This window comes from Oerskovia sp. NPDC056781, from assembly GCF_042789955.1.
In the GTDB taxonomy this organism is placed as follows: Bacteria; Actinomycetota; Actinomycetes; order Actinomycetales; family Cellulomonadaceae; genus Oerskovia; species Oerskovia rustica.
This window is the reverse complement of the sequence record NZ_JBHUAD010000359.1, coordinates 1-2528: the sequence shown is the minus strand read 5'-3', so window position 1 is coordinate 2528 and position 2528 is coordinate 1. Positions and strand designations below refer to the sequence as shown.

The 2528-nt window shown below is 73.3% G+C and carries 2 protein-coding genes and 1 pseudogene; 1 reads left to right on the top strand and 2 read right to left on the bottom strand.

Features of this window, described 5'->3' with window-relative positions:
* A pseudogene (locus ACFRCR_RS18305) lies at positions 1–1033 on the top strand (bifunctional glutamine-synthetase adenylyltransferase/deadenyltransferase); the annotation flags it as partial.
* On the opposite strand, the gene ACFRCR_RS18300 reads toward ACFRCR_RS18305, so the two are convergent.
* Positions 1018–1851, bottom strand: coding sequence for a hypothetical protein (locus tag ACFRCR_RS18300; protein ID WP_377679594.1), 834 nt, complete (start codon positions 1849–1851; stop codon positions 1018–1020). The pseudogene ACFRCR_RS18305 and the gene ACFRCR_RS18300 sit on opposite strands and share 16 nt — an antisense overlap.
* A 4-nt stretch (positions 1852–1855) precedes the next feature.
* On the bottom strand, positions 1856–2528 hold a 673-nt coding region (locus ACFRCR_RS18295), incomplete at its 5' end, for a hypothetical protein (protein ID WP_377679593.1).

Sequence of the window (2528 nt, the reverse complement as noted above, 5' to 3'; positions counted from 1 at the left end):
CGCGCGCACCGGGGCCGCCGAGATCCTGGGCGTCGTGGACCCGGTCGACGCCGCGCGCGCGATCTCCGACGCCGCAGACCTCGCCCTCGTGGGCGGGCTGCGGGTCGCGCAGTTCGTCGCCCGGGGCGAGCTCGGCGTCGCGGGTCCGGCCGACGACCCGGCCCGGTGCGCGATCATCGCCATGGGTCGCCTGGGCGGGCGCGAGATGGGCTACGGCTCGGACGCCGACGTCATGTTCGTGTACGAGCCCGCCGAGGGCGCGACCGACCGTGACGCGCAGGCGTTCGCGCTCGTCGTCGCGACCCGGTTGCGCTCGCTCCTGGGCGACATGGGCCCCGAGCCCGGGCTGCCCGTCGACGCCGACCTGCGCCCCGAGGGACGCAACGGCCCGCTCGTGCGCTCGTTCGACTCCTACGCCGAGTACTACGACCGCTGGTCGGCCGCGTGGGAGTCCCAGGCACTGCTGCGCGCCCGACCGGCCGCGGGGGACGAGGGGCTCGGTGAGCGGTTCGTGACGCTCGTCGACCCGCTGCGCTACCCGGTGGGCGGGCTCGACGCCGCGACCGTGCGCGAGGTGCGGCGCATCAAGGCCCGCGTCGAGTCGGAGCGGCTGCCGCGCGGCGTCGATCCGTCGCGCCACCTCAAGCTCGGCCGGGGCGGCGTCTCGGACGTCGAGTGGACGGTCCAGCTCCTGCAGCTCCAGCACGCCCACGAGGTCGCGGGCCTGCGCACGACGTCGACCGTCGACGCGCTCGAGGCTGCGGCGGTCGCGGGCATCGTCACGCCCGACGACGCCGCGACCCTGGGGGAGTCGTGGCACCTCGCGTCGCGGTTGCGCAGCGCGCTTGTGCTCTGGTCCGGGCGCTCGGGCGGTCCGACGGCCGACGTCCTGCCGCACGAGATCCGCGCGCTGTCCGGGCTCGCTCGGGTCATCGGCGACGAGGAGTCCGGGTCCGAGCTCGAGGAGCGCTACCTGCGGACCGCGCGACGGGCGCGGGCCGTCATGGAGCGCGTGTTCTACGGCGAGGACTGAGCCCCGCCCTCCTCGTCGCACGGCGCGTCGACCGTGAGGCCGGCCGCGCTCACCTGCTGGTCGATCAGCACGAGCGCGCGCTGCATCGCGACCGGTTGCAGCTTGCCCACCTGGTGCCCGTGCGGATGGTCGAAGAACACGAGCAGGCTCAGCATCAGGGCGATCACGAGCGTCACGCTGCCCATGAGGACGGACTGCGTGACGGCACCCTCGCCCGAGTCGGCGAAGAACAGCATGAACACGAAGATCGTCGCCGAGATGACGAACAGGACGAGCCACAGGGGCAGCGGGATCAGGCCCTCGGCGCCGTGGACACGCGCTTGGCGCGCCTGCTCCCGGTCGGAGGTCTGGTCCATCCACCGGTCGTACGCCGACTGCTCGGTGTCGGTCGCGGGCTCGACGCCGCGGATCGTGCGGAACATCTCGACGCCCCACGGGTTGACGGCCTCGCCGAGCCTGCCGTCGGCCATGGCCTCCCACTCGGTCGTCGCGACCGACCGGGCGTAGCAGACGAGCTGTCCAGAGAGCTCGGCCGCGGCGTCGGGTGGGAGGAACTGCGCGGTCTGGAGCTGTTGCGAGACGACCTGGGCCTCCTCCTCGGCACCGCTGCGGGCGTCGTCGTAGGACTCGAAGGCCAGGAAGATGATGAAGCCGAGCAGCACCGAGAAGCCCGTCGCGAGCACCCCGAAGACCCCCGACGCCCGGTCGCCGTCGCGAAACCGGCTGCCCTCGGGCGCCCGGGAGCGCACGAGCAGCATCGCGGTGACGGTGATCGCGGTCGCGCCGACCGTGACGAGGGTGGCGATCAGGATGTTCATGTCCTCACACCTTGATCGGGTAGGCGAGGAGGACCCCGAGCGTGGCCAGCAGCACCACCGCGCCGAGCCCGACCATGGCGAGCCGCAGACGGGGGGACGAGAGCTTGGCGCCGATCCCGCCGAAGAAGAGCACCGACGCGCACATGACCGTGGCCAGGACGTAGTTGTCCTTGACGCCGTTGGCCTCGTGCGCCCGCGCGGCCAGCGCGTCGGCCTTCTTCTCGAGCCGTTGCGACTCCTGGGACGAGGCCAGGACGTACTCGTCCATCGCGAACGGGCTGGGCGGTGCGGCCGGGTTGGTCGAGGGGTCCTGCGCGACCCACGCCTCGACCGCGGGCTGGAACTCCTCGCGGAAGCGCGCGTAGAGGAACCCCGAGTAGGTCGACGGGTCCGGCTCGTAGCCGGGGGCCGGACCGACCCTGCCCTGCTCGGCGTCGAGCGCGCTGAGCCAGTCGGTGAAGAGCTGGACGTCGATGATCGTCTCCTGACCGGCGCGCGTCGAGGCCCGGTTGCTCTCGGTGCGCGCCGCCCCCGCCGCGCTGTACGCCGTCGCCATCTCGCCGCCCCAGCGTGCGCTCTGGAACGCCGACCACGCCGTCATGACGGTCGCGATCGCGAGCAGCACCGCGGCGACGAGCTCGAGGTGCCGGTGCACCGACGCCGCCGGACCGCGGGAG

Excerpts from the sequence above, each read along its gene's own strand:
- ACFRCR_RS18300 (WP_377679594.1), bottom strand. The coding sequence starts at position 1,851 with ATGAACATCCTGATCGCCACCCTCGTCACGGTCGGCGCGACCGCGATC.